General features: G+C 70.8%; 22 protein-coding genes. 11 read left to right on the top strand and 11 right to left on the bottom strand.

The window, feature by feature from the left end; translation table 11 throughout:
• Positions 1–35: 35 nt before the first annotated feature.
• The gene (gene thpR, locus ACQBAU_RS03935; RefSeq protein WP_434551258.1) at positions 36–614 is read right to left on the bottom strand and encodes an RNA 2',3'-cyclic phosphodiesterase; all 579 of its coding nucleotides are present in this window, start codon (positions 612–614) and stop codon (positions 36–38) included.
• A gap of 156 nt (positions 615–770) precedes the next feature.
• Here thpR and ACQBAU_RS03930 point away from each other — a divergent pair, with 156 nt between their 5' ends.
• From ACQBAU_RS03930 to ACQBAU_RS03920, 3 genes are read left to right on the top strand one after another with little or no spacing between them, the layout of a single operon-like run.
• A complete protein-coding gene (locus ACQBAU_RS03930) occupies positions 771–1,319 on the top strand; it encodes a TetR/AcrR family transcriptional regulator (protein WP_434551221.1) in 549 nt (182 codons plus the stop codon).
• A 48-nt stretch (positions 1,320–1,367) separates the two neighbouring features.
• Complete coding sequence (locus ACQBAU_RS03925) at positions 1,368–2,696, top strand: MFS transporter (RefSeq protein ID WP_465255119.1); 1,329 nt, start codon at positions 1,368–1,370, stop codon at positions 2,694–2,696.
• Positions 2,611–3,375, top strand: a complete 765-nt coding sequence (locus tag ACQBAU_RS03920; protein ID WP_465255120.1) for a MerR family transcriptional regulator — start codon at positions 2,611–2,613, stop codon at positions 3,373–3,375. Before ACQBAU_RS03925 ends, ACQBAU_RS03920 begins: the two co-directional genes overlap by 86 nt.
• A gap of 1 nt (position 3,376) precedes the next feature.
• On the opposite strand, the gene ACQBAU_RS03915 is transcribed toward ACQBAU_RS03920, so the two are convergent.
• The 4 genes from ACQBAU_RS03915 to ACQBAU_RS03900 form a co-directional block, all read right to left on the bottom strand.
• Positions 3,377–4,906, bottom strand: coding sequence for an NCS2 family permease (locus ACQBAU_RS03915; RefSeq protein ID WP_465255121.1), 1,530 nt, complete (start codon positions 4,904–4,906; stop codon positions 3,377–3,379).
• Between the two features lie 46 nt (positions 4,907–4,952).
• Positions 4,953–5,762, bottom strand: coding sequence for a DUF3027 domain-containing protein (locus ACQBAU_RS03910; protein WP_465255122.1), 810 nt, complete (start codon positions 5,760–5,762; stop codon positions 4,953–4,955).
• Positions 5,759–6,142, bottom strand: a complete 384-nt coding sequence (locus ACQBAU_RS03905) for a cold-shock protein (protein ID WP_465255123.1) — start codon at positions 6,140–6,142, stop codon at positions 5,759–5,761. The genes ACQBAU_RS03910 and ACQBAU_RS03905 overlap by 4 nt, the downstream gene beginning before the upstream one ends.
• A gap of 119 nt (positions 6,143–6,261) precedes the next feature.
• The gene (locus ACQBAU_RS03900; RefSeq protein ID WP_465255380.1) at positions 6,262–7,131 is read right to left on the bottom strand and encodes a LysR family transcriptional regulator; all 870 of its coding nucleotides are present in this window, start codon (positions 7,129–7,131) and stop codon (positions 6,262–6,264) included.
• A gap of 308 nt (positions 7,132–7,439) precedes the next feature.
• Between ACQBAU_RS03900 and ACQBAU_RS03895 the strand changes: the two genes are divergently transcribed.
• Positions 7,440–8,885, top strand: a complete 1,446-nt coding sequence (locus ACQBAU_RS03895) for an MFS transporter (protein WP_465255124.1) — start codon at positions 7,440–7,442, stop codon at positions 8,883–8,885.
• A gap of 122 nt (positions 8,886–9,007) precedes the next feature.
• Positions 9,008–9,544: a hypothetical protein gene (locus tag ACQBAU_RS03890; protein ID WP_465255125.1), complete on the top strand. Its 537-nt coding sequence runs from the start codon at positions 9,008–9,010 to the stop codon at positions 9,542–9,544.
• Between the two features lie 42 nt (positions 9,545–9,586).
• Here the strand turns inward: ACQBAU_RS03890 and larE are convergent, their stop codons facing one another.
• Positions 9,587–10,453 (bottom strand): ATP-dependent sacrificial sulfur transferase LarE, encoded by an 867-nt coding sequence (gene larE / locus ACQBAU_RS03885; RefSeq protein WP_465255126.1) that lies wholly within the window; start codon positions 10,451–10,453, stop codon positions 9,587–9,589.
• Positions 10,454–10,500: 47 nt separating this feature from the next.
• Here larE and ACQBAU_RS03880 point away from each other — a divergent pair, with 47 nt between their 5' ends.
• The 4 genes from ACQBAU_RS03880 to ACQBAU_RS03865 are packed head-to-tail and all read left to right on the top strand — an operon-like array spanning position 10,501 to position 16,152.
• Positions 10,501–11,391, top strand: coding sequence for an Asp23/Gls24 family envelope stress response protein (locus ACQBAU_RS03880; protein WP_465255127.1), 891 nt, complete (start codon positions 10,501–10,503; stop codon positions 11,389–11,391).
• On the top strand, positions 11,388–13,598 hold the full coding sequence (locus ACQBAU_RS03875; RefSeq protein WP_465255128.1) for a helicase-associated domain-containing protein: 2,211 nt from the start codon (positions 11,388–11,390) through the stop codon (positions 13,596–13,598). Before ACQBAU_RS03880 ends, ACQBAU_RS03875 begins: the two co-directional genes overlap by 4 nt.
• A 53-nt stretch (positions 13,599–13,651) precedes the next feature.
• On the top strand, positions 13,652–14,494 hold the full coding sequence (locus ACQBAU_RS03870) for a hypothetical protein (protein ID WP_465255129.1): 843 nt from the start codon (positions 13,652–13,654) through the stop codon (positions 14,492–14,494).
• Positions 14,491–16,152, top strand: coding sequence for a DNA repair helicase XPB (locus tag ACQBAU_RS03865; RefSeq protein WP_434551233.1), 1,662 nt, complete (start codon positions 14,491–14,493; stop codon positions 16,150–16,152). Before ACQBAU_RS03870 ends, ACQBAU_RS03865 begins: the two co-directional genes overlap by 4 nt.
• 167 nt (positions 16,153–16,319) lie before the next feature.
• Here ACQBAU_RS03865 and ACQBAU_RS03860 read toward each other — a convergent pair whose 3' ends face one another.
• Both ACQBAU_RS03860 and ACQBAU_RS03855 read right to left on the bottom strand, forming a co-directional pair.
• Positions 16,320–18,326, bottom strand: coding sequence for an ABC1 kinase family protein (locus ACQBAU_RS03860; protein ID WP_465255130.1), 2,007 nt, complete (start codon positions 18,324–18,326; stop codon positions 16,320–16,322).
• Between the two features lie 29 nt (positions 18,327–18,355).
• Complete coding sequence (locus tag ACQBAU_RS03855; RefSeq protein WP_434551235.1) at positions 18,356–18,715, bottom strand: ArsC/Spx/MgsR family protein; 360 nt, start codon at positions 18,713–18,715, stop codon at positions 18,356–18,358.
• Between the two features lie 90 nt (positions 18,716–18,805).
• On the opposite strand from ACQBAU_RS03855, the gene ACQBAU_RS03850 reads away from it, so the two are divergent.
• Entirely contained in the window at positions 18,806–19,471 is a 666-nt protein-coding gene (locus tag ACQBAU_RS03850; RefSeq protein WP_465255131.1) for a ThuA domain-containing protein, read from the top strand.
• Here ACQBAU_RS03850 and ACQBAU_RS03845 read toward each other — a convergent pair.
• On the bottom strand, positions 19,461–20,051 hold the full coding sequence (locus tag ACQBAU_RS03845; RefSeq protein ID WP_465255132.1) for an NUDIX hydrolase: 591 nt from the start codon (positions 20,049–20,051) through the stop codon (positions 19,461–19,463). The genes ACQBAU_RS03850 and ACQBAU_RS03845 overlap by 11 nt on opposite strands.
• The gene (locus ACQBAU_RS03840; protein WP_434551239.1) at positions 20,048–20,452 is read right to left on the bottom strand and encodes a pilus assembly protein CpaE; all 405 of its coding nucleotides are present in this window, start codon (positions 20,450–20,452) and stop codon (positions 20,048–20,050) included. The genes ACQBAU_RS03845 and ACQBAU_RS03840 overlap by 4 nt, the downstream gene beginning before the upstream one ends.
• 106 nt (positions 20,453–20,558) lie before the next feature.
• Here ACQBAU_RS03840 and ACQBAU_RS03835 point away from each other — a divergent pair, with 106 nt between their 5' ends.
• The gene (locus ACQBAU_RS03835) at positions 20,559–22,622 is read left to right on the top strand and encodes a HelD family protein (protein ID WP_465255133.1); all 2,064 of its coding nucleotides are present in this window, start codon (positions 20,559–20,561) and stop codon (positions 22,620–22,622) included.
• Between the two features lie 15 nt (positions 22,623–22,637).
• Here the strand turns inward: ACQBAU_RS03835 and ACQBAU_RS03830 are convergent, their stop codons facing one another.
• Entirely contained in the window at positions 22,638–25,445 is a 2,808-nt protein-coding gene (locus ACQBAU_RS03830) for a DUF4838 domain-containing protein (protein WP_465255134.1), read from the bottom strand.
• Between the last annotated feature and the right edge of the window lie 2 nt (positions 25,446–25,447).

Genomic DNA, 25,447 nt, shown 5'->3' with positions numbered 1-25,447 from the left:
GGTCCGCCGCGTGGTCCTGATCACTCCACGAGGCGTCAATGACGTGAGGAAGGCGAACCGCTCGACGGGAGGAAGGCGAACCGCTCGACGACGCGGTGCACCGACCGCGAGCCCGGGCCGGCCCACTGTGAGGACACCAGGTCAAAACCGGTGACCTGCCACGGCTCGGACCGCCAGGCGTCGAACACCCGCAGCCACCGGGTGGCCGAGACCGGTCGTCGGGCCCGGGCGAGGGTGAGATGGGCGGTGAAGGGACGGCCGTCGTGCCGAGCCCCCACCGACTGACAGGCGGTGCGTACGGCCTTGGCCAGCCGGTCCAGCTCGGCCACCGGTTCGACCGGGCCGAGGTGCAGCACCTTGGCCGCGTCGGGGTGCGGGAAGGTGCCGGCCCGGGCGAGCGTGAACGTGAACGCGTCGCGGCGGGCGGCCACCTCGGCCAGTGCCTCGAGCAGTGGTTCCTCGGTGCCGGGGTCGACGTCGGCCAGGAACGCCAGGGTGACGTGCCACTGGTCGGGCAGCGTCCAGGACCACTCCGGACCGGCTTCCCACCGAGGCTCGACGAACGCCTGCAACGGGTCCCGCAGTCGGTCCGGGAGGGGTAGTGACACGAACATCCGCACCCTGTGAGTGTGCCTTGAGTTCCACCTGTCGGCCACCTGAAACCAATATTGATGAGTATCGATGTCATTGCGTTTCGCTCTGGCAGTCATTCATCGAAGCCGACACGCCGTCTACTCGACCTATGACCCCTTGGGGGTTAACGTTCCACCGTGATCCAGCAACCAGCGCCTGAACGCCGCTATGTGGAGGCCGCACTGCGCGCCTTCGCCCGACGAGGGTTCTTTGGTACAACGATGAACCACATCGGGGACGAGGCCGGCGTCAGCCAGCCCCGCATCAGCCAAGTGTTCGACGGCAAGGAATCGGCCTACCTGGCAGCGCACGAAATCGCGCGCGACGCCATCGCCCAGTCGTTCCGCGACACCGCCGGCGACACCTTCGACCCCGTGGGGACCGGACTCCGGTTCCGGGAGTTGCTCGCCACGCGGCCCGAGGTGGTGATGATGGTGCTCCACACCGGCAGCGCCGCCTACTCGGTCCCGGCCATCGCCGAGGCCGGGCAACTGGCGTGGAACCAGCTGACCGCGGTCCTGCTCGAGGAGTGCTCGGCGACCCCGGAGCAGGCACGGGACTTCCTCGGCCGCGGCATGATCGTGATGATGCTCGAGGCGATGACCGGCGGTAGGCCGGTCGAGGGTCTCGACTCGCTCAACTCCCTGCTCGGCGTGCTGCGGTCCAGCCCGGCTCCGGCAGCCTGACCGAACCCGTTTGACCCTGACGTGACGTCAACCCCCGACACTGGGGGCATGGCTTCCTCACCGACGGCCGCACCGGCCTCGCGGCGGACCCTCCCGCTGTTCATCATCGCCGAGGCCACCTCCCTGTTCGGCAACTCCGCGATCGCGATCGTGCTGCCGTGGTTGGTGCTCGCGCGGACCGGGGATCCGGCACTGACCGGGTTGGTCGCCACCGTGTCGGCGGTGCCGTCCTTCGCGGCGACGCTGATCAGTGGCCACCTGATCGACAAGGTCGGCCGCCGTCGGATGAGCGTGCTCGCCGACATCGGCTCCGCGATGTCGGTGGCCGGCCTGATCGTGGTCGACCTGGCCGTCGGACTGGACGTGTTCTGGTTCATCGTGCTCGGCCTGTTGGGTGCCCTGTTCGACGTGCCGGGGATGACCGCCCGCGAAACCCTGCTGCCCAACGTGGCGAAGAGCTCGGGGGTGGCGCTGGAGAAGGTCGCCGGGATGCGTCAGGTCGCCTACTCCTTGGCGATGCTGGCCGGTCCCGGTCTGGCCGGCCTGCTGCTCGCCGCCCTGCCGGCGATCCAGATCGTCGGCATCACGGCGGCGTGTTCGGCCGTGGCCGCGGTGTGCATGGCCCTGCTGCCTCGCTCCGCCACCGCGCTGGCACCGGCCACCGTGGAGGATGACGGCCACGCCGGCGCGCTCGGCGGCTGGCGGTTCGTCCGCACCCGCCCCGGGCTGTTGGCCGTCCTGCTCGTCAGCCTCGCGATCATGGTCCCGGTGGCCCCGCTGATGGCGGTGATCCTGCCCGCCCACTTCACCGAACTCGGTCGGCCCGAGCTGTTGGGCGCCGCGCTGTCGGCCAACGCGGTCGGCTCGCTGGTCGGATCCGTGTTGTACGCCGGACTGGCCAGGCGTCGCGTGATGGTGTGGACCCTCGGGATGGGGGTGTTCGCCCTGTCGCTCGGAGTGATCGCCCCGCTGGCGTTCTTCTGGTCGATCACGGCCGGCATGGCACTGGCCGGGGTCGCCGGCGGCCTGATGGGCCCGGTGGCCATGGTCGCGTTGTCCGAGCACGTGCCCGACCGGGTACGGGGCCGCGTGATGGCCCTGTTCAGCGCGGGGTCGATGGCGGCCGCCCCCGTGGGCCTGGGGCTGGTCTCGCTGGTGCTGGCCGGGTCCGACATCGGGGTCGGCGCCTGGATCTGCTTCCTCGCCTTCGTCCCGATCGCCGCCTTCGCGATGCTCTCCCCCGGCGTACGATCCTTCGTGCAACGGCCCACGGACTCCGAGGAGGTGGCCGGTGCTGACGATCAGCCAACTGGCGACGTACGCGTCGGTGACGGTGCGCACGATTCGCCACTACCACCAGATCGGGTTGCTGGCTGAGCCCGAGCGGGACCATTCCGGCTACCGGCGCTACGACTCCTACGACCTGATCCGGGTGGTGCGGATCCGCACCCTCGCCGCGGCCGGGGTCCCGTTGGCCCGGATCGAGGGGTTGTTGCAGGCCGAGCCCGACGAGTTCGAGGCCGCCGTCGACGAGGTGGACGCCAACCTGCGAGGACGGATCCGTGAGCTGCAGGCACATCGGCGTCGGCTCCGGCAGCTCCAGACCGGGGAACGCCTGGTGCTGTCGGATCGGGCCTGCGACGTCCTCGACGCAATGCGGGCCGTCGGACTGTCCGAAGCGCTGGTCGGGCTGCAACGCGACGCCGCCGTGCTGCTCGAGGCGATCTCCCCCGGGTCGAGCAGCACCTGGGTCGAGTGGCAGGAGGGGGCGCTCACCGATCCGGAGTACGTGGACCTCTTCTTGATGATGGACGACCTGGTCGGGGCCGACGCGGACGATCCCCGGATCGAGGCCTTCACCGACCGGGCGGTCGCGTATGCGCTGCGCGTCCTCGACCCGATCACCGACGACGAGGAGTACGAGTGGGATGTCGGCGACACCATCGCGGTCCAACTGGTCAACAGCCACGGGTCCGACATCTCGCCGGCCTGGCGCCGGATCAACGAGCTGACCGAGCAGAAGATGGCCGCGATCGGCTACCGGGGAGCACTGTGACTCAGGCGCTGAACATCGTCAGCAGCGGGCCCTGCAGGAAGTAGATGACGAAGGCGACCGAGACCACCCAGAGCAGCGGGTGCACCTGGCGGACCTTGCCGCGGAGCACCTTGAGCAGGACATAGGTGATGAACCCCGCGCCCATGCCGTTGGTGATCGAGTACGTGAACGGCATCAGCACGATGGTCAGGAAGGCCGGCAGTGCGTCCTCGATGTCGTCCCAGCTGATCTTGGTGATCTGCGACATCATCAAGAACCCGACGAAGAGCAGCACCGGGGTGGCCGCCTCCGACGGGACCATGTTGATCAAGGGGGCGAAGAACATCGCGACCAGGAAGGCGATACCGGTCACCACCGAAGCCAGGCCCGTACGGGCACCCTCGGCGACACCGGCAGTCGACTCGACGTAGGCGGTGTTGCTCGAGACCGAGCCGAGACCACCGGCCGCGGCACCCAGCGAATCGACGACCAGGATCGAGCTCAGGTGGGGCGGGTTGCCCTTCTTGTCGAGCAGGTCGCCCTGCGCACCGACCGCGACGACGGTGCCCATGGTGTCGAAGAAGTCGGCCAGCATCAGCGCGAACACCAGCAGCACGGCGGTCATGATCAGGCTCGGATCCAGGAACGGGCCGAGCATGTCGATCTGCCCGATCAGGCCCAGGTTCGGGACGTCCAACACACCGGTGAAGGTGGGGACGTTGAGCATCCAGCCGGCCGGGTTGCCCGGATCGGTGTCACTCGCCGGGACGAACGGACCGAGCCCGACGACCGCCTCGATGATCACCGCGAGCACGGTCGAGGCGAGAATCGACAGCAGCAGGGCACCGCGGACCTTCAACACGTTCAGCACGATGACGGCCAACAGGCCGAACACGAAGACCAGGATCGGCCAGCCGGTCAGCGAGCCGTTCACGCCGAACGAGATCAGCGGTGCACCGGCACGGACGATGCCGCCGTCGACCAGGCCGATCAGGCAGATGAACAGGCCGATGCCCACCGCGATGCCGGCCCGCAGCGACGGCGGGACGGCCCGGAACACCGCCTGCCGGAAGCCGGTCAGCACCAGCAGGCCGATGAGGATGCCTTCCCAGACCACCAACGCCATCGCCTCGGGCCAGGTGAACTGGCTGGCGACGGTGAAGGCGACCACGGCGTTCAGCCCCAGTCCGGTCGCCATCGCGATCGGGAACCGGCCGATGACGCCCATCAGGATCGACATCACGCCGGCGACCAGGGCGGTCGCCGCGGCGACCATCGCCTTGGACTGTTGCAGTCCCTCGAGGTTCGGTGCCTCCGGGGTGCCGGCGGGGATGCCGCCCAGCAGGTTGCCGCTGACGTCGCCGACCGTGCCGATCATCAGGGGGTTCAGCGCCAGGATGTAGGCCATCGTGAAGAACGTGACCAGACCGCCCAGCACTTCACGCGAGACGGTGGACTTGCGCTGACTGATCTCGAACCAGCTATCCAGCGGCCCGCGACTGTCGACGGCCGGGTCCGGACGACGGACGGCCTTCGGAGACTTCGACACCATGGGCCGAATCGTTGCACACCCTGACCCTCGGGTCGAGCAGCCCTCCCTACTCGAACAGAGTCGCTTCGCTGTCCCAGCTGACGCTGTCCCAGACCGGCGCCGCCGGCTCGGAGTTCGGCTGCTCCTCCACGACGTCGGAGTGGCCCCCGCAACCGTGGTCGAGGCTGACGACGCGGCCGTCCGAGGGCGAGTACACGTTGGCGCAGACTCCGAACTGGGTGCCCATGGAGCCGGCCAGCTTGACGAAGTAGCCACAGCTGACGCAGTTGCCCGGGGCCTGCTGGGTCATCTGGTTGTCGGGGCCGCCGTCGCCGGCGTACCAGCGCTCGGCGGCTTGGTCGCGTCCTTCGGCAGACAGCAGCCGTTCGCGCCCCAGGCCGAGTTCGGCAACGACCGCACGCAGTTGGCTCTGCTCGGCCGGATCCGCATCGGCGGCGTCCTCGCCGGCGGTGTAACCCGGGACCAGCCGTGGATCCTCGGCCGGGGTCGGGAACTGAACGCCGGGCGCGATGTCGCCAGCCTCCACCCGATCAGCCCACGGCACCCAGGCCGGCGCCCGCAGCGCCTCGTCACCGGGCAGCAGCACGATCTCGTTGACCGTGACGTCTTTCGCCCGCGAGGCGCGGGCGACCGTCACCGACCAGTGCCACCCCTGGTAGGCCGGGTCGGTGGTGGCGAACCGATGCGTCACCAGCCGCTCGCCCTCGACCCGGTGCCCGAGGTATTCCCCGAGGGCGTCACCCGACGCCGGGGCGTCGGCCACCTCCTCTGCGGCGGCCCGGGCCAGGTCGACGGCGCCGACGCAGGCCGGGTCGGCCTTGGGCGTCCTGGTTCGTTCGGCAGCGGCCACGCTCACAGCTCCAACTCGTCGGCGACGGCGCGCAACACCTGCGCCACCTTGGTCCCGGTCCGACTCTCCGGGTGCCGACCGCGTCGGTACGTGTTGCCGACACCGTCCAGCATCTTGATCAGGTCTTCCACGATCACGGCCATGGTCTCGGGATCCTTGCGCTGCGCCTTCGACAACGACGGCGGCGCCTCGACCAGTTGCAAGGAGAGCGCCTGCTCCCCCTTGCGGCCCTGGATCACCCCGAACTCGACCTTCTGCCCCGGCTTCAGCGAGGTCACCCCCGCGGGCAGTGCCGAGGAGCGGACGTACACGTCACCGCCCTCGTCCTTGGTCAGGAAGCCGAAACCCTTTTCGGCGTCGTAGAACCGCACCTTGCCAACAGGCACTGCAACCTCACTGGAGAACGTCCCGGCTGGCCGGGGTGTGGGACATGGAATCGTTTGGCCGCCAGCCTACCCGGCCGACCACCGTCCAGTCGCATCCGTTCCGGGCCGAGCCGGGCCGATCACGGCTTGAGCGGCACCATCCGCAGGTCGAGGATGGCCCGACTCAACGCCTCCACCGGCTCCTTGGTGGCCAGCGGGTTGGCCAGCAGGGCCATCTCGATGTCGGGCAGGATCGGCAGGTCGAATCGGCCGGTGAGCGGCCGCATGTCCCCCGGGACCCGGGTCTGGGCGAGCACGCAGACCCCCAGCCCGGCTCGGACGGCGGCCAGCATCCCGTTCACCTCGCGGGTGTTGCAGGTGATCCGCCACTGCCGGCCCACCGCCTCCAAGGCGTTGATGGCGACGGTACGGCTGTGGCTCGGCGCCTGATAGGTGACCAGCGGGATCGGCTCGTCCGGCTTGAGTTGGGCCCGTTCGAGCCCGACCCACACCAGTCGGTCCCGGCGGACCAGTCGCCCCCGCCCGCTGTCGGCCTCCTGGTTGACGAAGATCAGGTCGAGGTGGTTGGCGGCGAGCCGGCGCTGCAGGGTGCCGGACTGGGTGACGGTCAGCTCCAGGTTGATCCGCGGATGGCCGACCCGGAAGGCGCGCAGGATCGACGGCAACTCGGTCAGCGCGAGCTCGTCGGCGGCCCCGAACCGCAGCCGGCCGCGCATCGCCGTCCCGGCGGAGAAGTACGCCAGCGCCTCGTCGTTGGCGGCCAACAACTGCCGGGCGAACCCGGCGAGCGCCTGACCGTTGTCGGTCAGCGAGACGTTGCGGGTGTCGCGGAGCAGCAGTGGACGACCGACGAACTCCTCGAGCCGTCGGATGTGTTGCGACACGGTCGGTTGGCTGAGGCCCAACTGCTCCCCGGCGCGGGTGAAACTGCCGGTCGCCACCACCGCCAAGAAGGTGCGCAACTGCGTCAGGTCGTAGTGCCGCTCCATAGCCACGCCGCACATCGTAGCCCGGCCACCACCACCCATCGCGCCGTCCGACCGCCGGACCGGCCCGACACTGCCACTTTCCTTGCTGGCAAGGAAAGTGGACGTTCGAAGGCTGTCCAGAAGCAACGTCGGACGACCCCGGCGAAATCCGATGAACACGCCGATTGGATTACGACCCCCAATACCACATATACTGGCCCGAGTGCTGCCCTGAGGCGCCCTTGGCGCTTAGGCTCTGCAGCAGGCGGGCGCAGTCGCCCCCAACCACTTCCTCAGCCACACCGCAAGCCAGAACCTGGGTGATCAACGTGCCGCCGAGCACGCAAGCAGTCCTGTCCACGTCCACCTCCGTCGACCGCCTCAGTGCCCCCATCAACCACCGACGCCCGCCGCGTCGGTGGCCCGCCAGCCTCGCTGCCCTCGAGGTCCGCAACTACCGACTGTTCCTCGGGGCCCAGGCCATCGGGTCGGTCGGCGGCTGGATGCAGCGCGTCGCCCAGGACTGGATGGTGCTGCAACTCACCGGCAGTGTGGCCATGGTCGGCTTGGTCGTCGCCCTGCAGTTCCTGCCGTTCCTGCTGTTCGGCCTGTTTTCGGGGGTGATCGCCGACCGGTACCCGAAGAAGCGGATCCTGCAGGTCACCCAGGCCGCCGCCGCCCTGTGCGCCCTGGTGCTGGGCGTTCTCGCCCTGACCGGCACCGCCCAGGCCTGGCACGTGTTCGTGATCGCGTTCGTGCTCGGCGTGGTGATGGTGATCGACAACCCGGCCCGGTCCGCGCTGGTGACCGAACTCGTCGGGGCCGAGCGGATCCGCAACGCGGTCAGCCTGAACAGCTCGGTGTTCCACTCCGCCGCCCTGGTCGGCCCGGCACTGTCCGGCATCCTGATCGGCACCATCGGCCTCGGCTGGTCGTTCATCGCGAACGCCGTCGCCACGGCCGCGGTCGTGGTGGTCATCACGATGATCAGGCCCGCGATCAGCCAGCTCCCCACCGCCGCCTCGCGCGCGAAGGGGCAGCTGCGGCAGGGCCTGGCCTACATCCGGCGGACGTCGGAGATCCGGTGGGCCCTGGTCCTGCTGGCGGTGGCCGGCTTCCTGACCATGAACATCCCGGTCGTCGTCACCGCGTTCTCGACCCAGGTGTACGACCTCGGCGTGAACGGTTACTCCCTGTTGATCAGCCTGAACGCGGTCGGCGCGCTGAGTGGCGCCCTGCTGTCGGCCGGCCGGAAGAAGAAGCTGCGGTTGCGCGAACTCGCCGCGCTGCTCGGGCTCCTCGGCCTGTTGATCGCCATCGGGTCGCAGATGCCCAACGGTGGACTGTACGGGGTCATGCTGGTCGCCGGCGGACTGGTGTCGCTCACCTTCCTGATCGGCGCCAACACCTTGGTGCAGACCGCTGCGGCACCCGCCCTGCGCGGTCGGGTGATGGCGGTCTACATCCTTGTGCAGATGGGGATGCAGGCACTCGGCAGCCCGATCCTCGGCTTCGCGATGGACACCATCGGGCCGCGGACCACGGTGCTGATCTCGGGTCTGGCGACGCTGGCCCTGGCCGGCGTCCTGGCGTTGGCGATGGCACGTCAGTCGAACCTGTCGCTCGGGGTGGCTCCGGTCCGCCGGGCCGACCTCCACCTCGACCCGCTGAAGCTGGGCCGGGCGACCGTGCGTGGGGTGACCCCGCGCACCCTGCGTCGCCTGGTCCCGCTGGAGATCGTGCCGACCAGGCCCCGTCCCCGACACGCCTCCTGACCGTTCGGCCACGCCCGCCGCTCGCGAGGAAAGTTGCCCCTTGACGGGTGTTCCGGAACGCCCTTACCGTCGACGCAAGCGGTTGCACGCGGAAGTGCAACCCATGACGGAAGGAATCCCCCATGTCCCCTGTCCTGCCCCTGGCCACCGGCCTGCGCCGTCTCCGTGACCGGTTCGCCAGCACCCCGGTCTCGATCCGCCGAGCCGTTACCGTGGTGCTGCTGGCCTTCGCGATGGTCGGCTCCGGCCTGGTCGGCGCCACCGCGGAGAACTTCATGCGCGAGGCCAAGCACAACAACAAGATCGCCATCCGCGGCTGCGTGATCAGGTTCGACCAGCGTGACGCCGCCGGCAACACGAAGCCGTACATCCACGCCAACAGGTCCCACATGTGTGTCGGCCCCACCCACCTGGAGGTCGAGGACGACGGCGACCTGGTGGTGTACGACAACACGTTCGGCCCGATCGTGTCCGTCGCGGTGTCCCCCGACGAGACGATGGCGGCCAACGGCCTGACCTGTGGCGCCTCCGGCGGCTCCGGCAAGACCACCATCCGCTGCTTCGACCGCGATGGCAACCGGATCGGCGCCGACTCCCCCGAGATGTACGCACCGTGGTCGAACCTGTGGCTGACCTGGTTCACCTGGCAGGACGCGTGATCGGCATGACGACCTGACGACGCCGGCCACGGCAGCCAGGGGCTAGGACGGGGCCGGGTCTCCGCCGCGGGACCGGAGTGCGTCGTTCATCGATCCCGACCGGAAGGCCCGGACCTCGACCTGGTCGAATCCCGCGTCACGGATTCCGGTCAGCACCGGCTCGGCCCACGCCCCGCGCTCGAACGCCTCGAGCGCGGGGCGGTCGACCTCCAACCGCGCCCGACCCTCACCGAGGTCACGTACCCGCAGGTCGGCCAGCGGCGCCTGCGCACCCCAGTGCGCCCGCACCGCCGCCTCGGCCCGCTCGACCCGGGCCAGCCGCGCCGGGGTGATGCCGATGCCGTACGCGATCCGCGAGCTGAGGCACGCTGCCGCCGGCTTGTCCCAGGTCGGCAACTGCCAGTCGTGGGAGACGGCTCGCACCTGTTCCTTGTCGAAGCCGGCCGACAACAGGGGTGTGATCGCCCCCCGCTCGGCGGCGGCCCGGATCCCGGGCCGGAACCCGGCCACGGCGTCATCGGCGTTGGTCCCCGTGGCGACCGGCCAACCGAGCTCGCGGCCCAGCTCGCCGAGCACCTCGAGCAGTTCGGCCTTGCAGAAGTAGCAGCGGGCGCCCGAGTTGGCACGGTAGCCGTCGCGATCCATCTCGTGGGTGTCGAGCCAGTGGTGGGTGACCCCGAGACTCGCCGAGAACGCGGCCGCCGGTCCTCGTTCGACCATCGGCAACGACGACGACACCGCGGTCGCCGCGACCACCCGGTCGGCCCCCAGCGCCCGGACCGCGGCCGCCAGCACCAGGGCGGAGTCGGCGCCGCCCGAGAACGCCACCACCACCCCGGGGAGCTCGGCCAGCTCGGCCAGCAGCCGTTCGGTCGGCGGCGCCTGGGTCTGCTCGGTGGAACTCGTCACCCGGCCAATCTAATCCGGCTGACCGACACCGCATTAGGATGGCCCCCATGGCCACGTGGGAGGACGGACCGGAGTACGCGCCGTTGACGCGCCCGGACCATTTCGACGCACCCGAGGTGGCCCCGCTCGACGAGGCCCCACCGCGGGCCCGCGCGGTCGACGACGCCCCGGCCGAGCGCCCCCGGTTCGGCGACCCGGACCAACCCGTCCCCGCCCTCGCGTCGCTGCACGCCCACGATGCCCTCGACGAGCGCGACCCGACCACCGCGTTCGAGACCAGCACCGCCGCGCTCACCTCCGACACCTCGGCCTGGTCGGCCGCCCACTGGAGCCCACCCACCGGCCCGCCGGTGACCCCGGCGGTCAGCGCCGGGTGGGGCCCGCCGACCGGGACGCCCGCCTCGGCCGAGTCCGCCCCCGACCCGCTGGGCAGCGGCCAACGGACCGTGCTGCGACCGCCGCCGGCCCAGCCGATCACGTTGAGCAGCCACCACGGCGCGGCACAGCTGCCGGGCCAGGCACCGCAGCCGGGGACACCGGAGTGGTTCGGTCCCGGACCGCAGGCCGGCCCGCCGGCACCGCTCACCCTGGGCAGCTTCCTGGGTGCCATCACCCCCGGCGTGCTGATCTTCCTGCTGGCCGGCGGCGTCATCCCGGTGCTGTCGCCGATCCTGTTCGTGATCGCGTTCACGTTGAGCTCGCGGATCACCGTCGCCGCGGTCCCGGTCCGGCGCACCTTCATCGGCGCCAGTGTGGCGCTGGGGCTGATCGGGCTGATCCTGATCTTCGTCGGCGGCGACCTGTCGCAGTGGTGGGGCACCTTCGGCCTGTTCAGCCTGGTCGGCTGTTGGGCGGTGCTGCTGATCGCGGCCGCGCTGGTGCTGCGGGCCCTGCAGAACGGTGAGACCCCCACCCCGCGCCGGTCGAACTGGGGATGACCGACTCCGAACCCACCCCGACTGCTCGGACCTTCACCGAGTGGTTGCGCGGGTTCGACACCGACCGGCTCGCCGCACTGCTGGCCGTACGGCCCGACCTGCTGCACCCGCCGCCCGACGACATCGCCGACCTGGCCGCGCGCGCCGCAACCCACTCGTCGGTGACCCGTGCGCTGCACCACCTCGACGCGTGGCTGGCCACGGTCGTCGAGGCTGTGGCCGCCCTCCCCGACCCGGTGGGTGTGGCCGAGGTGACCACGCTGCTGGGCGAGGACACCGACGCGGCCGACGTCGCCACCGCCCTGGCCGAACTCGCCCGACGTGGGCTGGTCTGGGGTGGACCCGAGCGGCATCGGCTGCTCCGCCAGGCCCGGGTCGCGGCCGGTCCGTACCCCGGCGGGCTTGCCCCGACCGCTGACCCGCCGACGGAGCCGGCGAGGGTCACCCAGGCGCTGGCCGAGCTCAGCGACGACGGCCGCGCCGTCCTGGACCGGCTGGTGTGGGGTCCGCCGACCGGCAAGGTCGGGCTCGACCGGCAGCAGGACCCCGGCTCGACGGTCGGCCGGCTGATCCGGGTGGGGCTGCTCCGCACCCTGGACGACGGCCTGGTGCTGCTGCCGCGCGAGGTGGCCTGGCAGCTCCGCGAGCCGCGCCGGCTGCTGCGGGACCAACCGGCACCGCAGGCACCCGAGCCGACCGCCGAAGCGGTGCCCGACGCCGTACGACGGCGGGTGGACATGACCGCGGTCGGGGCCGCCTTCGAGCTGGTGGCCGATGTCGAGGCGGTCTGTGAGTACGCGTCCGGGGCGCCACTGCGACTGCTCCGTGACGGCGGGCTGGCGGTGCGGGACGTCGGTGCAGCGGCCGCCGCCCTGCAGGCCGGGCTGCCGCGGACCGGTCTGTTGTTCGAGCTCGCCCACGCCACCGGACTGCTGCAGCCGACCGGGCAGCAGACGCTGCTGCCCACCGGCGCGTACGACCGGTGGCTCGGCGAGCCGCCGGTCCGCCGGTGGGAACAGTTGCTGCACGGCTGGGCGGCCGAGACCCGCTGGTACGCCCGCGGCACCCGGACCGGTCACCACGTGCTCGGGCCGGAGGGTGCGTGGAGCCCGGGCCCGGAGGTCCGACGGATCCTGCTCGGCGAACTGCTGGCCCGGACCGAGACCGTCGGCCGGTTCGAGGTCGACCCGGCGGCGTGGACCGAGGTGCTGGGTTGGCACCGACCCGGTTGGGCGCGCGCCAGTTGGCCGCTGCTCGAAGCCGTCGAGGACGTGTGCACCGAGCTGCACCTGCTCGGGGTGTTGTCGTCGCAGGTCACCTCGGCCCTGCTGCCGGTGCTGGACCGGGGCGTCGGCGTGCTGCCGCCGGCGGTGCTGGACCAGTTCCCGGTGCCGGTGGAGCAGGTGATCATCCAGGGTGACCTGACCGCGATGTCGCCCGGCCCGCTGCACCACGAGGTGGCCCGGGACCTGCGGCTGCTGGCCGACCAAGAGTCCCGAGGCGCCGGGGCGACGTTCCGGTTCTCGGCCGCCACCGTGCGCCGCGCCTTCGACGCCGGCTGGTCGCACCACGAGATCACCCAGTGGCTGACCGACCACTCCAGCACCGGCGTCCCGCAGCCGCTGGCGTACCTGGTGGCTGACACCGCCCGTCGGCACGGCAGCGTCCGGGTCGGCGTCGCGTGGTGCTACGTACGGACCGAGGACGAGGCGCAGACGCGCAGTGTGCTGGCCCACCCCGACGCCGCCGGTCTGGGGTTGCGCGAGATCGCGCCGGGGGTGTTGGTCGCCGCCGCGGACGCCGAGGAGGTGATCCAGGTGCTGCGCGACCTCGGTCTCCACCCGGCCGCCGAGGACGAGACCGGCCGTACGCTCACCGCGCCGGCTCCGCTGCGCGCAGGTCCGGCCCGACCGGCGACCCGGCCGCCGGAGGCCACCCCGGTCGACGTCGCCCGGGCCCTGGTGGCCGCCCAGGAGCGGGCCGCCTCGTACGCCGCCGCGACCGACGACATCGTGGTGACGGTGCACCGGGCGGTGGCCGACGGGGCGCCGCTGGACCTGAGTTACGTCCGCCGGGACGGGACCCGGGCGCACGCCGTCGCGACACCGATCGAGCTCGGCGGCGGGACGGTCCGGCTCGTCGGCGCGGACGGCCCGTGGACGGTCACGCTGAGCCGGATCACCGGGGCCGCCCCCCACCGCCCCTGAGGGGCAGCCTCAACGCGACTGCCCGGATTGTTCGCAACGACTACAATGCCTGCGTGAATCCTGTGACCATCCGCCGCCTGTTGGTGGCTGCGGTGTGCGTTGCGGGAGTGGCAACCCTGTACGTGCTGCCCACCCCGGCGAACTCGCCGTCCGGGTCGGGGCGGCACGACGCCCAGCAGGCGCCGAGTCGGTTGCCCACCTCGGCCAGTGGGCCGCAGGCCACGTCGGCGCCGCCGATTCCGTCGCCGACGCTGTCGTACGACCCGAACCAGCAGGTGAACACGGCGACCGCGCCCACGAACCGGCGGCCTCCGAACACCCGGCGACCGGTCCCGACCCCGCCGGGATCGTCACCGACGGCCGGGTCCAGCACGACCGGGTCGGCCTCGACCTCACCGTCGCCGAGCCCGACCCCGACGCCCACGCCGTCGCAGAGCCCGACCCCGACGTCGCCGCCCACCACGCCGTCGCAGAGCCCGACCCCGTCGCCGACGCCGCCGCCCGACACGACGCCGCCGGAGGCACCGCCGCAGCCGGAGTTGGTCGACAACAACTACGAGGCAACCACGTTCGGCTGGCCGCACAACGCGGCCGAGGACGGGGTTGCGGACTACGAGGTGTATCGGGTCAACGGAGGCGACCCGATCCGGGTGCCCGCCGAGGACCTCACCCTCACCTGTACCGAGTCCGGCTGCACCGCAGTCGTCCGGTGGCTGGACGACGAGACCAGTGCCAGCTTCTTCCTCGTCGCCGTCGACTCCGACGGCAACCGCTCGAACGGGAGCAAGCCGCTCGAGATCGTCCGGTCCGAGGAGGGTGGCGTGGTGGGGCCGTCGTCCTCCCCGTCGGAGTCCACGACATCGCGGGAGACGACATCGCAGGAGACACCGTCATGACCGGAGGCCCCCTGGTCGTCCAGTCCGATCGCACGCTGTTGCTCGAGGTCGACCACGAGCAGGCCGAGACGTGCCGGATCGAGATCGCTCCGTTCGCCGAGCTCGAGCGGGCACCCGAGCACATCCACACCTATCGGCTGACGCCGCTGGGGCTGTGGAATGCACGCGCCGCCGGGCATGACGCCGAGCAGGTGGTGGACGTGCTGTTGCGGCACAGCCGTTACCCGGTGCCGTCGTCGTTGTTGGTCGACATCGCCGAGACGATGGAGCGGTACGGGCGGCTGCGGATCGAGCAGCACCCGGTGCACGGTCTGGTGCTGGTCAGCACCGACCTGGCGGTGCTGACCGAGGTGTTGCGTTCGGCCAAGGTCAAGGGTCTGGTCGGCAACCGGATCGACGAGCAGACCGTGGTGGTGCACCCGTCGGAGCGTGGCCACCTCAAGCAGGTGCTGCTGAAACTCGGCTGGCCGGCCGAGGACCTCGCCGGTTACGTCGACGGTGAGGCCCACGAGATCGTGCTGGCCGAGGACGGGTGGGAGCTCCGGCCGTACCAACGATTGGCCGCGGATTCCTTCTGGCACGGCGGATCCGGCGTGGTGGTGCTGCCCTGTGGTGCCGGCAAGACGCTGGTCGGTGCTGCCGCGATGGCGCATGCGAGTGCGACGACGTTGATCTTGGTCACCAACACCGTCGCCGCCCGACAGTGGCGCGACGAGCTGGTCCGTCGGACGACGCTGACCGCCGACGAGATCGGCGAGTACTCGGGGGCGAAGAAGGAGATCAGGCCCGTCACCATCGCGACCTACCAGGTGATCACCACCAAGCGCGGCGGGATCCACCCGCACCTGGAGCTGTTCAACGCCCGCGACTGGGGGCTGGTGGTGTACGACGAGGTCCACCTGCTGCCGGCACCGGTGTTCCGGATGACCGCCGACCTGCAGGCCCGCCGTCGGCTCGGGCTGACCGCCACCCTGGTCCGCGAGGACGGCCGCGAGGGGGACGTGTTCTCGCTGATCGGGCCGAAGCGGTTCGACGCCCCGTGGAAGGACATCGAGGCCCAGGGCTGGATCGCACCGGCGGACTGTGTCGAGGTGCGGGTGCAGCTCACCGAGGCCGAGCGGATGACGTACGCGCTGGCCGAACCTGACGTGCGGTACCGGTTGGCCTCGACCGCCGACTCCAAGACCGACACCGTCGTCGACCTGGTCCGCGCCCACGCCGGCGTACCGCGACTGGTGATCGGTCAGTACGTCGATCAGCTCGACGAGCTGGCCGAACGGTTGGACGCCCCGTTGATCAAGGGCGAGACCACCACACGTCAACGTCAGAAGCTGTTCGAACAGTTCCGCTCCGGCGAGATCGACCTGCTGGTGGTCAGCAAGGTCGCCAACTTCTCGGTCGACCTGCCCAGTGCCCAGGTGGCGATCCAGGTGTCGGGGGCGTTCGGCTCCCGGCAGGAGGAGGCACAACGACTCGGGCGGATCCTGCGGCCCAAGGCCGACGGGGTCACCGCCCGCTTCTACGCCGTGGTCGCCCGCGACACCGTCGACGCCGACTTCGCCCAACACCGGCAACGTTTCCTGGCCGAGCAGGGGTATGCGTACCGCATCATCGACGCAGACGAGATCGACGCTGAAATCGGCACCGAACCCAGTTGAGGCCACGTCGTTGGAGCGGCACCATTTGCCGCCGTGACACCACTTGCCCGCCGTGACACCACTTGCCCGCCGTGACACACGCTGCAGGCGTCGGAAGCGTGTGCCACGGCGAGAAACGTGTGCCACGACGAGGAAGTGGTGCCGGAGCAGTCCCAGTGAGAGGCCTGCTACCGGCGAGGTTCCTGTCCCGCGGGGTCGCTTCCCTCCGACCGACTGACCAGATGCTCCTGCCGGAAGATCGACACCAGCACCCGGGCGCCCAGTACGAAGGCGAACAGCAACAGCGTCGCGCCGAGCACGGGAAAGACCCCGATCGCCGAGGTGATCATGGGACCACCCGGCGCGACCAGCAGCACGACCCCCGACAGCGCCAACGCGCCCGCCAACACCGACAAGATCAACTGGTGCACGATGCCGGTCAGGAACGCCCGCTCGGTGGGCCGTTCGAACAACCTCACCGACACCCCGAGCCGGCCGTCCTCCAGTTGTTCGGTGATCCGGTTCACCCGGCGTGGCAGCCGCTGCAGCAACGGCACCCACCCGGCGAGCTGGTTCTCCAGCTCGGTGCGCATCGCCTCCGGCTCCAACTGGGCGGCGATCATCCGCTGCCCCTCGGCGCGAGCGGTCGCGACCACGTCCAGGTCCGGGCTCAGCAACCGCAGTGACCCTTCGAGGGCGCCGAGGGCACGGAACGCGGCCGCGACCGCCGGCGGGATCGAGAACCGGTGTCGGGCTACGAGGTTGATCAGGTCGCCGAACAGGCGGGACGAGCCACCGGCACCGAGGCCACCGCCGTACCGGACGACCAGTTGCCCGACCTCACGTTCCAACCGCCGGTCGTCCAGGCCGGCCGGGCGTTCCAGCAGTTCGATCAACGCGTCGGTGGCGCTGATCGCATCACCCCGTTCGGTTGCCAGCAGCAGGGACCCCAATGCATTGCGGGCGGCCCGATCGAGCCGACCCACCGAGCCGAAGTCGAGCAGCGCCAGCCGCCCGGTGCGGTCGACGAAGATGTTGCCCGGATGCAGGTCGGCGTGGAACACCCCCGACACCATGATCTGCCGCAACACCGCGGTGAACAGGTCCTGGGCCATCGTCGCGCGCTGCCCGGCCGACAGCGCGGCCACCTCGGTGCCGGCCGCCGACAGCGGCGTGCCCTGCATGCGTTCCATCACCAGCACCCGACGGCCCGACAGCTCCGGGTACGGCGTCGGCACGCGGACGGCGTCGCTGGCCGCCGCCACCGCGTCCATGTTGGCCAGCTCGACCCGGTAGTCGAGCTCCTCGTTCAGCGAGTCGGCGAACCCGTCGGCCAGGTCGCGCACCCGCAGCGAGCGACCCCAGCCGGTGGTGCGCTCCAGTCGCTCGGCCAGCCGGTCGAGGATGTCGAGGTCGGCCATCGCCTGCGCCCTGGCCCGTGGCCGCTGCACCTTGATCACCACCTCGGTCCCGTCGATCAGGCGGGCGGCGTGGATCTGCGCGACCGACGCGGCCGCCATCGGGTCGTGGTCGACTTCGGCGAACAGCTGCTGGATCGGCCGGCCCAGCTCTTCCTCGATCACCGGCGCCACCGCGGCCCACGGCTCGGCCGGGACCGCCGAGTGCAGGGTGGACAGCTCGGCGACGAACGGCGGCGGCAACAGGTCGGGCCGGGTCGCGAGCATCTGGCCCAGCTTCACGTACGTGACACCCGCGTCGGTCATCGCCTCCCGCACCGCGCGGGCGATCCGCGCGGCCGGTTCGACCCGGCGGCGGGGCCGCAGGTAACCGGCCAGTCCGTGCTTGGCGAGGATGCCGATGATCGCCAGGTAGCGCTTGGTCCGCTTCCGCCGGGCCGGGATGCCGCGGATCAACCCCACCAGGCTCGGCAGCGAGCCGGTCGGCACGAAGGCCTCGGCGATCACCAGGATGATCACCTCGATCACCAGGACCCACGCGAACAGCAACGCACCGACGCCGGCGACGATGAGCAGCCGGACCGGGTCGTCGGAGTTGATGTCGACGCCCAGCGCCGGGATGGCGGTGGCGTACACCGGGTTGAGCAGGGCGGTGACGAGCAGGCTCAGCAGGATCGTTCGTGGCCAGCCGACCGGCGAGCCGACCAGTCGCCGGGCCAGGAAGCCGAGGACCAGCGCGTTGACGAAGGCGCTGAGCAGTACGAGAAGGGCTTCCACGATCAACTCCTGTGCTCAGCGGCGGTCGGTCACTCGCCCCGGAGGAAGGCTGGCACCCGATCCTTGGGGCGGCCGATGATCGCCCGGTCGCCGCGGATCAGCACGGGTCGCTGCATGAGTTTCGGGTTGGCGGCCAGCACGGCTGCGACCTGGTCGACGGTGGCGACGTCGTCGTCACCCAAGCCCAACAGGGCGAAGGTCGCGTCGCGACGGACCAGGTCGGTCGGCGGGTCCTCGAGCTTGCCGAGCAGATCGCGCAGCGCGGCCTCGTCGAGCGGGTCGGTCAGGTAGCGGACGTCGTTCACCTCGACCCCGGCGGCAGCAGCCGCCTCCATCGCGGCGCGGGACGTGGAGCAGCGCGGATTGTGGAGCACGGTCACCTCAGCCATGCGTCGACCGTACGCCATCCACCGCGGCCGACGGCGCGAACCGCCCGTAAGCTCGACGCCGAAGCAACCCCACCGGAGTTGGGAGACGTCATGATCAGGATCATCTGCGGCGCGGGACGGTACGCCGACCCGTGGCACCCGTTCGTCGAGACCTCGGCCGCCATCGGCGCGGTCGCCGACACCCTCGACGCCGAGCACACCATCGTGCCCGTCACCCCGGATGCGCTCGGTGACCTCGATCGCGTGGATCTGCTGGTCGTCAACGTCGGCGGTGGCGGCCCCGACCCCGAGTTCGCGCCCGATCCGGCGTGGGCCGAGGCGTTCACCGTCGCCGAGGCGTGGCTCCGCGACGGCGGTGCGATGCTCGCCCATCACCAAGCCAGCAACGGATTCCCGGACTGGCCGGGCTACCGCACGTTGCTGGGTGGTGAGTGGCGGCCCGGTACGTCGATGCATCCGCCGATCTCGGACGCGGTGTTCGAGGCGGTGCCCGGCCGGGAGGCCGATCCGCTGCTCGGCGGCCGCGCCGAGGTCGTCGCGTTCGACGAGCGCTACTCGAAGATGATCATGGGGGACGACGTCGAGCCGGTGCTGCAGCACGTGCTCGACGGGGAGCCCCAGCCGGTGGTGTGGCGGCGCCGCGACCCGGGCCTCAACATCATCGTGGACCTCCTCGGCCACGACACCCGCTCGTTCGAGTCGCCCGGTCGGCGTGCCCTGATGGCAGCCGAACTCACCGAACTGCTCAGCGCCTGAGGTCGTCTGCCGACTCGGCCGGCTCGACTGCGAGCGTCGACTCCTCCATCTCGCCCAGGTCCTCGCAGGCCACTGCGACACCGGCGAGGTGGCCGGCGACGCGGTCGGCCAGCCTGGGGAGACAGTTCGGCCACAGCCACGCGTCGGTGGTCGCCAGCTCGGCCCGAGGCCACCAGCGGTTCCCGGTGAGGGTGAGCTGCTCGTCGACGGTGTGGCCCGTGATGTCGACCTCGAACGCGTCGACCCGGACGCCGTAGAACAGCTCGTCGATGTCGACCACCTGGTCGGAGTAGCCGTGCACCACGTGCCGGCGGGCCAGCGGCCCGATCAGCTGGTCCTCGGTGATCACCGCCCCGGTCTCCTCGGCCACCTCCCGTACCGCCGCCTGTTCGGCGGTCTCGCCGGCGTCGATGCCGCCACCCGGCGTCACCCACCAGCCGTACGCGGGCAGGCCGGGGTCGGAGTCGGCGAACAGCAGCACCCGGTCGGCCGGATCGACCATGATCACGCGGGCGGTCCGTCGGCGCAGCACCGGTCGGGCCGGCGCGGGTGGGACGGCATCGGTACGGCGACCGGTCATGTGGCGACTCCCAGGACGCGGATCAGCGCGCGGGCGTACGCGCACTCGACGTCGGCATCGGTGGCGGTGGCGAGGTCACCGTCGACCTGGATGTCGACCACCCAGCGGCCACCCTGCCGCGACAGGCTGCGGAACGAGTCCCCCAGCGCCTGCCGGAGCTGGTCCTCCCGCGGCAGCCACAAGGTGTTCTCCTTCGCCACCGAGTCCAGCGCCCACTCGGTCGTCCCGTTGAAGGTGAAGATGGTGCCGGTGTCGAGCTGATGGCTCTCGATCGTCATGTCGGCCAGGTGCAGCACCTGTTCGACCAGCTCCGGGTTGTCCACCACGAATCGGTCACCCGGGGCCGGCTGCCACGTCAGGCCGAGGTCGGCCAGTCGCCGGGCCAGCACTTCGGTGATCATCTCCCCCATTCTGCCCCACGACGATTTCCGTTGGACGGGTCCCCGCATCGGGAGTAACGTCGCTCTTCCGCCTCAAGCCACTCCCGCCCGAAGGGTTCTTGCTGGTATGCCCACAGACCTCGCCGACCCCGCCCCGCCGTCCGACCTGCTGCTGGAACAACGACACCTGGCCGAGTCCCGCGCCGCCCTGAAGCGGATGCACGACCACACCGCCTCGCTCGCCTTCACCGGCGAGAACACCGCGTACGGCGGCGACCACGTGTCCACCCAGTACCTGTTGCAGACGCTGTATCGGCGGATGCTGTCGCTGCGCGACGACCCGACCATCCCGCTGTTCTTCGGCCGCCTCGACTATGCGACCGCGCTCGGCGCCGACCGCGACGAGACCCACTACGTGGGCCGGCGCCACGTCACCGCGGAGACCGGGGGCGAACCGTTGGTGGTCGACTGGCGGGCCCCGGTGTCGCTGCCCTTCTACCGGGCGAGGCCCGCCGACCCGATGGCTGTCCGACGGCGTCGGCGGTTCGGATTCGTGCGTGGCCAGCTCACCGCGTACGAGGACGAGGACCTCACCGGGGGCATCGAGCTGGCCCATTCCGACATCCTCGACTCCGAGATCGAGCGGCCCCGTACCGGGCCGATGCGCGACATCGTCGCCACCATCCAACCCGAGCAGGACGTGATCGTCCGGACCGACCTGACCACCTCGGTGTGCGTGCAGGGTGCCCCGGGCACCGGGAAGACCGCCGTCGGGCTGCACCGGGCGGCGTACCTGCTGTACGCCCATCGCGAGCAGCTGACCCGCGCCGGGGTGCTGGTGGTCGGTCCGAACGACAGCTTCTTGTCCTACATCGGTGACGTGCTGCCCGCCCTCGGTGAGATCGACGCGGTGTCGGAGACCGTGACGTCACTGGTGGGTCGGGGCACCGGCATCGAGGTGACCGGTGAGGAGGACGCGGCGGTCTCGGTGCTGAAGGGTGACAGCCGGCTGGCCGAGGTGCTGCGGCGCGCGGTGTGGGACCAGCTCGGCACGCCGACCGAGTCGCTGGTGGTGCCGCGCGGGTCGCGGCAGTGGCGGGTGCCGGAGTACCTGATCAGCGAAGTGCTGGCCGAGCTGCGCAACCGGGGCATCCGGTACGAGGCGGGCCGCGAGATGTTGCCGCAGCGGCTGGCCCACCAGGTGTTGCTGCGACTCGAGGCGGCCGGCGACTCCCCCGACGACCGGGTGCAGAACGCGGTCGCCCGGTCGGCCCCGGTCAAGAAGCTGTGCAAGCAACTCTGGCCGGCGATCGACCCGGCGAAACTGGTCTGGCAGCTGCTGTCCGACGCCGACGCCCTCGCCCGGTACGCCGACGGCATCCTCGACGAGGCCGAACAGGAGCTCATCCGCTGGGCGAAGCCGCCACGATCGGTGAAGTCGGCGAAGTGGACGCTGGCCGACCTGGTGCTGATCGACGAGGTCACCGACCTGCTGACCCGGACGCCCAGCCGCGGCCATCTGATCCTCGACGAGGCCCAGGACCTGTCACCGATGCAGCTGCGCGCAGTCGGCCGACGGGCCAGCACCGGCTCGGTGACCGTCCTGGGTGACCTCGCCCAGGCGACCACGCCGTGGGCGACCCGGTCGTGGACCGACGCGCTCGGCCACCTCGGTCAGCCGGACGCCCGGGTCGAGGAACTCGTCGCCGGGTTCCGCGTCCCCGCCTCGGTGATCGAGTACGCGGCCCGGCTGCTGCCGACGATCGCCCCCGACCTGACACCCCCGCACGCGGTCCGGCGCAGCCGGGGCGACCTGGCCATCACCACCGGCAGCACGACCGCGGTCGGCCAGGCCGTGTCGCGGCTCGCCGACCGCGAGGGCACGATCGGGGTGATCGTCGCCGACGCCGACGTCCCCACGGCTGCGGACTCGCTCACCGAGGCCGGGCTGGAGTTCCGGCTGCTGGGGGTGGCCACCGACGAGTTCGACACCCGGATCGACCTGGTGCCGGCCAGTCTGGCCAAGGGCCTCGAGTTCGACCACGTGCTGCTGGTCGAGCCCGCCGCCATCGTCGACGGCGAGCCCGACCGGATGACCGGACTGCGGCGGCTGTACGTCTGCCTCACCCGTGCGGTGACCTCACTGGTGATCGTGCACGACCGTACTCTGCCGACCGAGCTGGACTCCTGAGCTGAGCCGCGTCAGTCAGTACAGGACGACCGGCCCCACGACGCCGCCGGTGCCGGGAACGGCGTTGGGTGCGTACGTGGCGAGTACCAGCACCTGACCCTCGGCGACCGCGGGCAGTGCGAACTCCCACGACCCGCCGTCGGCACCGCTGATCGGCGTCAACGGTTCACCGTCGAGCCATGCCTGTGCCGTGCCGGAGGCCCGGGCGATCCACAACGTGCTCGGCCGACCCTTCACCCGCGGGAGGCGAGTCCGCTGGACCATGCCGCCGGTGTAGTAGGCGATGCCCTGGTCGGCCCACGTCTTGTCCGAGCGCAGCGGCATCCAGTGGTTGTCGTCGACCTGCGGCTCCCACAGGCCGACCTCGACAGCCTTGCCGGACGGGTCGACGATGGCCTGCCATGCGTGCGGCAGCCGGGTGGCGTTCGGCCCCCGCGGTGCCATCGCGTCAAGGCGGGCGGCCTCGCGGGCGAGGCGCTGCCATTCATCGCGGAACCGATGCGGAAGGGTCGGTGCCGCAGGTGCCTTGACCGGGGTCGCATCAGCCTCCCCCGCCCACACGAAGACGGGACCTTGGATGCCGCCGGTTCCGATCTCGTCGAGGGTTATGTTGCTGGCCTTCACCACGATCTCGTTCTCCTCGCCGAAGCGGATCAGGCCGCGAGCGTCGAACTCCCACGGTGCCAGCCCACCGGACCGCCCGGTCGCCTCGGCCGGATGCCCATTGATCCAGCACTGCGCGCGGTCATCCACCGCACCGATCCACAACCGAAGCGCCCGACCGCGGAACCGCTCCGGGACCTCGACCGTGGTCCGGTACCACAGGCCGCCACCGAACAGGTACCGAAGCCCTTGGCCCGACCAGGTCCGCTCATTCGTCGAGGCCGTCCGCCAGGTCAGCCCGTCGGCAGAGGTGGGGACCGCATCGGCCAGCCCGTCGACCCCGTTGTCGATGATGGCGTCCCAGCGATCGCGCGCGGTCGCGACCAGCTCGTTGTCGCCCGACGTCTTGTCCAGCGCCTGGTGGACCTGCTTGTTCCAGAACCAGCTCTGGTACTGCGCGCGCAGTGGGTAGACCGCCACGGGCACGTTCGTCGCACCGCGCTGTCCGAGCTGCCAGGCCGCGTCGTAGGCGACCTTCGCCTCGGCGAACTCGCCGGCACGCCAGTACCGCATCATCGCCAGCAACTGCTGTCCGTAGTCGAACCGCAGCCGGACCATCGAGACCTGCGCGACGTGGCGTTCCGTACCGGAACCCTCGACCGCCCGTTCGGCTGCCTGCAGTGACGGCTCGAGCCGGGTCATCACCTCCGGTGTCAGCACGTGCAGCGAGTCGTACATGCTGCCGGCGGTCCACGAGGTGGTGCGGTAGACCTCGTCGAGTGAGGCGAAGTGCTGCCGCATGGCAGTCGCGCCCGGGCCGTACGCGAGCGCGAAGAACTCGTCGGTGAGCGCCTCGAGGTCCACCTGTGGATCCCACATCACGGCCATCGCGGCATTGATGCCGGGTGAGTCGTATCCCCAGCTCGGCAACGGTTCCACCCGGACCGCGTCCTTGCTGCCCAGCGCTGCGACGGCCGGCATCTCCGCGGCGACCTGTGGCAGCGGCGAGAACGGAAGGCCCGGGTCGGCCAGGTTGTCGAGGTAGGAGTAGCTGGCGACCTGCACCCCCAAGGCCCGCCACTGCTCCATCAGCCGGAACACGTAGCGCCGCTCGTATCCGTCCGGGTCGTTGATGTTGTGGATTCGGTCGACGGTGATCGGTGCGAACATCGGTACCAGCCGCGAGTTCGGGACCTCCCGGACCGGCGGCCGCATGTAGTTCACGTACGCGAAGAAGACGATGCCGACCTCGGGGTCGTCGGCCTGCAGTTCGGCCAGCATGAGGTTGAAGAACTTCACGTAGCGGTCGGTGACGCTGATGTCGCCCACCAGCGGATCCCAGTCCCCGGCGTCCCAGTCGGTCGACTCGAACCCGAGGCCGTCGTCGGGTCCGATGCTCAGCCACTTCTGGGCCGGGTTCTTGGCCAACATCTCCCGGGCACCGCGCAGCGCGCGGACCAGGATCTCTGGGTGCGTGACGTCGGCCTGCGGCGACACGGTGCCGTCCTTGCGGCGGATGAACAGCTCCGGTTCGGTGGTCGGGTTCGGCTTGGGCACCAATGGCAGGCCATGTCCACCGACTCCGTTGCCCGAGGCCGTCAGGCGGTGACGTCGCGCGTACGGGGTGGGCTCCAGCTGCTGCTCGGGCCCGCGGGGGAACGGCGGAGCGTAGTGCCACAGTGCGGTCGGGGTCCGATAGGCCCACCACGGTTGGTCTCGCACCACACCCCGCGTCACCGCCAGCGTCGTCGTGGACGGTGTGTGGGTCCATCGTGGATCGAGCCAGCGGACCCCGAGCATGGTCAGCAGGTGGATGGCTCCGGCCAGCACGCCTTGGCCGATGTTGCCCTGGATCTGGATTCGGTCGGTCTCCACCGACAGCACGAAGGCCTCCGGCTGGTCGGAGATGTCGGGGACGGGCGCCGGGCACGGCCCGAGGTGGATCAGGACGGCTCCGGAGTCGTCCAGCGGGATCGTTGCGCCGGTGATCAACCGGACGTGTTCAACGATCTCGGCGGCAGCCTGTTCCTCCTCAGTCGTGGGATCGGCGGCCAGCACGATGCTGGCCTCGGCGACGCCCTGTCGCACCAGCACCAGGTCGTCGACTGCGAGGGCGCGGGGTGTGGCGGTGGGGCCGACGCCGAGCCAAGCGGCCAGGCCGAGCGCCGACCCCGTGGTCAGCAGCGTCCTGCGGTGCAGGTGTGGCGGTTGGTTGGACATGA

This window comes from Carbonicoccus niuqiaonis (genome assembly GCF_050157065.1).
In the GTDB taxonomy this organism is placed as follows: domain Bacteria; phylum Actinomycetota; class Actinomycetes; order Propionibacteriales; family Propionibacteriaceae; genus Avipropionibacterium.
This window is presented reverse-complemented; position numbering and strand designations above follow the sequence as displayed.

Excerpts from the sequence above, each read along its gene's own strand:
- thpR (WP_434551258.1), bottom strand. The coding sequence starts at position 614 with ATGTTCGTGTCACTACCCCTCCCGGACCGACTGCGGGACCCGTTGCAG.
- ACQBAU_RS03925 (WP_465255119.1), top strand. The coding sequence starts at position 1,368 with ATGGCTTCCTCACCGACGGCCGCACCGGCCTCGCGGCGGACCCTCCCG.
- ACQBAU_RS03915 (WP_465255121.1), bottom strand. The coding sequence starts at position 4,906 with ATGGTGTCGAAGTCTCCGAAGGCCGTCCGTCGTCCGGACCCGGCCGTC.
- ACQBAU_RS03900 (WP_465255380.1), bottom strand. The coding sequence starts at position 7,131 with ATGGAGCGGCACTACGACCTGACGCAGTTGCGCACCTTCTTGGCGGTG.
- ACQBAU_RS03890 (WP_465255125.1), top strand. The coding sequence starts at position 9,008 with ATGTCCCCTGTCCTGCCCCTGGCCACCGGCCTGCGCCGTCTCCGTGAC.
- ACQBAU_RS03880 (WP_465255127.1), top strand. The coding sequence starts at position 10,501 with ATGGCCACGTGGGAGGACGGACCGGAGTACGCGCCGTTGACGCGCCCG.
- ACQBAU_RS03875 (WP_465255128.1), top strand. The coding sequence starts at position 11,388 with ATGACCGACTCCGAACCCACCCCGACTGCTCGGACCTTCACCGAGTGG.
- ACQBAU_RS03865 (WP_434551233.1), top strand. The coding sequence starts at position 14,491 with ATGACCGGAGGCCCCCTGGTCGTCCAGTCCGATCGCACGCTGTTGCTC.
- ACQBAU_RS03855 (WP_434551235.1), bottom strand. The coding sequence starts at position 18,715 with ATGGCTGAGGTGACCGTGCTCCACAATCCGCGCTGCTCCACGTCCCGC.
- ACQBAU_RS03850 (WP_465255131.1), top strand. The coding sequence starts at position 18,806 with ATGATCAGGATCATCTGCGGCGCGGGACGGTACGCCGACCCGTGGCAC.
- ACQBAU_RS03845 (WP_465255132.1), bottom strand. The coding sequence starts at position 20,051 with ATGACCGGTCGCCGTACCGATGCCGTCCCACCCGCGCCGGCCCGACCG.
- ACQBAU_RS03840 (WP_434551239.1), bottom strand. The coding sequence starts at position 20,452 with ATGATCACCGAAGTGCTGGCCCGGCGACTGGCCGACCTCGGCCTGACG.
- ACQBAU_RS03835 (WP_465255133.1), top strand. The coding sequence starts at position 20,559 with ATGCCCACAGACCTCGCCGACCCCGCCCCGCCGTCCGACCTGCTGCTG.
- ACQBAU_RS03830 (WP_465255134.1), bottom strand. The coding sequence starts at position 25,445 with ATGTCCAACCAACCGCCACACCTGCACCGCAGGACGCTGCTGACCACG.